This is a genomic window from Lentilactobacillus sp. (assembly GCF_040773105.1).
GTDB classification, from domain to species: domain Bacteria; phylum Bacillota; class Bacilli; order Lactobacillales; family Lactobacillaceae; genus Lentilactobacillus; species Lentilactobacillus parabuchneri.
Genome location: NZ_JAXGWW010000136.1, coordinates 1 through 5,415, shown reverse-complemented (window position 1 = coordinate 5,415; position 5,415 = coordinate 1). Strand labels below are relative to the sequence as shown.

Annotated in this window: 5 protein-coding genes; all 5 read right to left on the bottom strand. The window is 44.8% G+C overall.

The genetic code is table 11. The annotated features are described in order from the left end of the window. Window positions 1-671: ABC transporter ATP-binding protein (locus AB3112_RS07710; RefSeq protein ID WP_367334234.1), on the bottom strand; the 671-nt coding region annotated here is incomplete at its 3' end. Further along, entirely contained in the window at window positions 668-1,627 is a 960-nt protein-coding gene (locus AB3112_RS07705) for a branched-chain amino acid ABC transporter permease (protein ID WP_057910735.1), read from the bottom strand. The genes AB3112_RS07710 and AB3112_RS07705, both read right to left, overlap by 4 nt. A 9-nt stretch (window positions 1,628-1,636) precedes the next feature. Further along, window positions 1,637-2,515: a branched-chain amino acid ABC transporter permease gene (locus AB3112_RS07700; protein ID WP_367334233.1), complete on the bottom strand. Its 879-nt coding sequence runs from the start codon at window positions 2,513-2,515 to the stop codon at window positions 1,637-1,639. Window positions 2,516-2,981: 466 nt separating this feature from the next. Beyond that, window positions 2,982-4,178, bottom strand: a complete 1,197-nt coding sequence (locus tag AB3112_RS07695; protein ID WP_084998369.1) for an ABC transporter substrate-binding protein — start codon at window positions 4,176-4,178, stop codon at window positions 2,982-2,984. 626 nt (window positions 4,179-4,804) lie between these two features. Next, on the bottom strand, window positions 4,805-5,415 hold a 611-nt coding region (locus AB3112_RS07690), incomplete at its 5' end, for a MetQ/NlpA family ABC transporter substrate-binding protein (protein WP_367334232.1).

The window sequence follows — 5,415 nt, the reverse complement described above, 5'->3', positions numbered from 1 at the left end:
GCCAAATTCATGACCAAAGACATGTCGTGTTCAATCAGTAAGATTGTGATATGAAACTTTCGCTGAACTTTGATAATCAGTTGGGTGAGCTCGGCCTTTTCTTCGGGGTTCATCCCAGCCGCCGGTTCATCCAAGAACAAAATTTGCGGTTCCGTCGCCAATGCTCTGACAATCTCTAATTTTCGCTGGGTTCCGTAAGGGAGGTTTTTAGCCAAAACATCGACGTCATTTTCCAGTTCGAATATTTCAAGCAACTGTTTGGCTTTTTCGGTCAGCTTGGCCTCTGTCTTGTAATAGCTTGGAAAGCGAAAGATCGTTGGAATAAAGCCCTCTTTAACCTTGCTGGTCATGGCAATCAACACGTTATCCATAACCGTTAATTCTTTGAACAGCCGAATGTTTTGAAATGTCCGCGAAAGCCCCATCTTGGCGATTTTATAGGCGGGCTTTCCGTTCAGTGGATAGGTGCCGTTATCTCCATTAAGGACGATTGAACCGGACGACACCGGGATCACACCGGTTAATAAATTAAACAAGGTCGTTTTCCCCGCGCCATTCGGCCCAATTAACGCCACTAACTCGTTGGTATCCAAGTACATTGAAACGTTTGAAACAGCGGTCAACCCACTAAAGTTTTTAACGACATTGTCGACTTTCAGTAATGTGCTCACGATTCCACACGCTCCTTTCGTTTGGATCGATTAAATAACCGTTTGACAGAAAATTCCCAAGTTCCCAGCAGACCCGAAGGCTTGAAAATCATGATCAAAATCAGTGCCAATGCGTAAATGACCATCCGTAGGGTTCCGAAGTTTTGCAGGACCGTGTCCAAGACGCCCAAAACGACGGCGGCCACGAAGGTTCCGGTAATGCTGCCGACACCGCCAAGGACCACGATAATCAGAATCGAAATTGATTCCATGATACCGAAATCGTTTGGCGCAATTGTCTGAAGGTAGGAAGCATGCAGCGACCCGGCAACCGCGGCAGTTGATGCGCCAAGTACGAAAGCTGCAAGCTTCCACTTGGTAATGTCAATTCCCATGGCTTCTGCGGCGATTTCATCCTCACGCACGGATTTAACCGCCCGCCCGGCCCGGCTATGAATGAAGTTGACGATAATAATCGTGGTCAGACAAACCATGATATAAACGGTCGGCCAGTCGGCAAATTGGGGAATATTGAACATCCCGGCTGCGCCACCTGTGATCTTCAGATTATTAATGATGATTCGAATAATTTCTGAAGCCCCCATGGTCGCAATCGCGAGGTAGTCACCACGCAGACGGAGGGTCGGAATGCCAACGATTAATGCCGCAATAATTGAAACGATAATCCCGACAAAAATCGAGGCGTAAAAGCCAGCTGGGCTATTGGCGGTTTGCGTCATAATCGCCGTCGCATAGGCCCCAATGGCCATAAACCCGGCGTGACCCAGTGAAAACTGGCCGGCAAAACCAATAATCAGGTTCAACCCGGTTGCCAGAATAATGTTGATGCCAATGGTAACTAACATATTGGCAATAAACGAATCAATGACGCCCGTTAAAATCAGAGTGTTAATTAAGTAAAAGCCGGCAATCATCATGATCAGCCAAATGACGTTGTATTTCAAATTTGCTTTCAATCCGATCACCTACACTTTCTCTTTGGTATTCTTGCCAAAAATACCTGCAGGAAGAATCAAAAGAATCACGATCAAAACAAAGTAAACCACGGCATCTTTGTAGGCTGACAGGCCAATTGATTGGACAAATGTTTCCAAGATTCCAATGATAAAGCCACCAACCGATGCACCTGGGACTGAACCAATCCCACCAAGGACTGCGGCCACAAAGGCTTTAATTCCGGGTGTCATCCCCATCAATGGGTCAATTGAGTTGTAGTAAAGACCAATCAATACACCGGCAGCCCCAGCCAGAGATGAACCGAGGGCAAACGTGAACGAGATGGTCCAATTAATGTTAATTCCAACCAATTCGGCGGCGTCGGCATCCACAGAAACCGCACGCATCGCCGTCCCCATTTTTGTTTTCTTGATGATCAGTTGAAGCAGGACCATCAAGACACATGCGGTAACCAGAATCAGAATTTGGATATTTGAAATCAAAACGCCGCCAATGTTGTAATTCACCTGTTTGATAATTTGCGGGAAGTTTCTGGTATTTGATGTGAATAGATACGACATCCCATTTTCCAAAAGAAACGAAACGCCGATCGCTGTGATCAGTGCCGTAATTCTTGGAGCGTGCCGCAGTGGCCGGTACGCAAAGTACTCGATGATGACACCGCTGGCCGCGCCAACCAGCATTGCTGATAACAAATCGCTGATGAAATTAAAATGCCAGACGTTGATGACGTAATAGCCCCAAAACGCGCCGAGCATGTAGATGTCTCCGTGGGCAAAGTTGATCAGTTTGATGATGCCATAAACCATGGTGTACCCGAGAGCAAGCAGCGCGTATATGCTTCCTAATGAAAGCCCATTAATGATTTGCTGAAAAAATGTTTGCAAAATCTGATCTCCTCTCGTTGGTTGTGTTGGTTGGTTGTTTTATAAGTCGGTGTGCGTATTTTTGGGCGGTAATTCAGATTTGCTCTGATGCTACTTGGATTAGGACTGCTCCGAAGGCCAAGTGTCAGCTTTGCCAAGCCTACTTGGCGAGACCCAGATGCTAACTTCTAAGGCGACTTGAGTTCAAACCCCACCTTAGCAACTTAGATTCGCTCTAATACTACTTGGATTAGGACTGCTCCGAGACCCAGATGCTAACTTCTAAGGCAAGTCTGGTTCAAACCCAAGACCAGGGTTTAAACCAGACTTGCCTTAGAAACCGCATCTCCCGGGTCTCGTCGCACACTACTTTAGGACTGCTCCTCGCAACTGATGCTTGCCTGTAAGCAACCAAGAATTAAAATCCAAAACCTGGATTTTTATCCTTGGTCCCTTACAGTCCGCATCACCCGTTGCGCTCCGCACACTATTTAATACTAAACGATCGGCTCACCTTACCATTTGTCAATTCTTCAATTGCAATTGGCTTTTCCGGATTATGCTGCTTATCCATGGTGATCTTGCCCGTTACGCCATCGAAGTTCTTAATCTTTGCAAGTCCTGCCGCAATCTTGACTGAATCCGCTGACTTTTCTGATTCGATTGCTTGTTTGATCATATAAACAGAGTCATATGCCAGTGCTGAGAACGTTGGTGCAGCCTGGTTGTACTTTGCCTTATATTTGTTCATGAATGTAACAGCAGTTGGGTTGGCCTTTGCCACGCTATCTGAGAATGGTGTCGTGTAATAAATCTTAGACGCATTCTTGTCGCCGGCAATTTGGACCAGCTTTGGATCCGCCATGCCATCACTCCCAACGATTGGAACATTGATTCCAGCTTGGCGGGCTTGCTTGATAATCAGGCCAAGTTCTGAATAGTAACCTGGTGCATAAATAGCGTCAATTTTCTTTGATTTAAATGAAGTCAACACAGCGTTGAAATCCTTGTCACCGGCCGTGAAGAATTGGCTGTCAACGACTTTTCCGGTATAAGCTTTCTTAAAGGCCTTTGCCAAACCGATTCCGTAATCACTTGAGTTGTCAGCGTATACCGCAACTCGCTTTGCCTTCAAATTGTTCGTCATGAACTTCGCAGCCGTAGCACCCTGGAAATTGTTTTGGTAGCACGCTCTAAAGACATATGGTTGAACCTTGCCGTTCTTCTTCAATGTGTATGCCGGATCGGTTGCCGACGGACTGACACTTGGAACGGCCGCTTTGGTAATATTTGGAATTTGCGCGGTCCCAGCATTCGTGGTTGCTGGACCGACAATTGCGACTACTTTATCGTTATTTGTCAATTGAGCGGCAACGGATGCAGACGTATTGGTTGAAGTCTTGTTATCCCGAATGATCAGTTGAATCTTTTTCTTCTTGCCGTTAACGTTGATACCGCCATTTTTGTTAATTTCTGAAGTTGCCAATTGAATCCCTTGCTTTTGTGATTGGCCGTATCCGGCTGCTGCTCCGGAAAGTTCCATGTTCACCCCGATCTTAATGGTATTTCCGGTTGCTTGATTTCCCTTGGTGGTTGTCTTAGCTGTGCTACATCCTGCAAATATTCCTGCTGTCATTACAATAGCCGCCATACTGACAACTTTTTTAATCATGCTTTTCTTCATAATCTCTACCCACTTTCAATTTGTATGTATCTTCTTCATCCTGCGAATATGAAATATCTTCGATCACGTCACTGCAATTAGCATCCCTCCCTATGCAAATAAAAAACCTCATTCTTTAATGAATGAGGTTTTGAGTCTGGATATGTCAAGCCCTCATCATTAAAAACGAAAATAAGGGCTCAACTTGTTTGATTGCTTGGTAGTGAATCACTACTTCGGAATCAATGTCGGGTCCTTCATCTTTAATAATAAGGCTAAATCTTGGTTGAAAGATGCTGCCACTACGCTGTTAATAATTGAATTAATACTTTTCATGACGTCATCCTCCTGTTCCAAGTTTTATTTATGAGTAGAACTATAATCGACTTTTCATCTTCTGTCAACACTTATAATAAAAAGAGTGGGACAATCGGCGTTTTGATCCCAGAATTTAAGCCCATCAATCGATTATTCCTGATTTTGGATTGATTGATTGATGGGCTTAAATGGCCGGGATCAGCCGATTGCCAAGTAGGCTAGGCAGGCTTTCAGCCGGCCGTCGTCCCACGTTTTCAGCTAGATATAATAAAATCACCAAACAGAGACTGAGTCAAAAGTCGATACTTTCCCAGCCTCTGTTTCCATACTTATTTTAAATATGACAAAGGCTTTTGAACCTCAACTTTAGTGCCATCATACTTGTCTTTGATGTACTTTTGGATGGCTGCGTTATGGTACAACTTCACCAGCTTTTGATAATTCTTGTTATCCTTGTTCTTCTTGGCAGTTGCCAGCACATTGATGTTCTCACGGGTATCGGTATCAATCTTTTCGTGGAAAATTGAATCTTTCAACACGTTCAAATGGCCTTCAAGCGCAACCGTGTTCGAAATCAAAACTGCGTCCAAGTCATGCAACACTCGAGGTCCTGTCGTATCATCAATTTCTTTAAATTTCAGATGCTTGGGGTTGGAAACGATGTCGTTGGTATTCCCCAATGCCGGAAAATTCTTCTTCAGTTTAATCAATCCCGCACTTTGGAGTAATAATAAGCCCCGTGCAGTATTAGCCGGGTTGTTAGCGATGGCAATCGTACCACCGTCTGGAATTTGGCTGATCTTTTTGTATTTATCTGAATAAATTCCCAGCGGTTCCAGATAGGTCGTCCCCAAAGCTGCTAACTGGGCGTTTTTATGTTCCTGGTTATAGGCTTGCAGATACGAGTAGGACTGAAAGGCATTGACGTCAACACTGCCTT

Excerpts from the sequence above, each read along its gene's own strand:
- AB3112_RS07695 (WP_084998369.1), bottom strand. The coding sequence starts at position 4,178 with ATGAAGAAAAGCATGATTAAAAAAGTTGTCAGTATGGCGGCTATTGTA.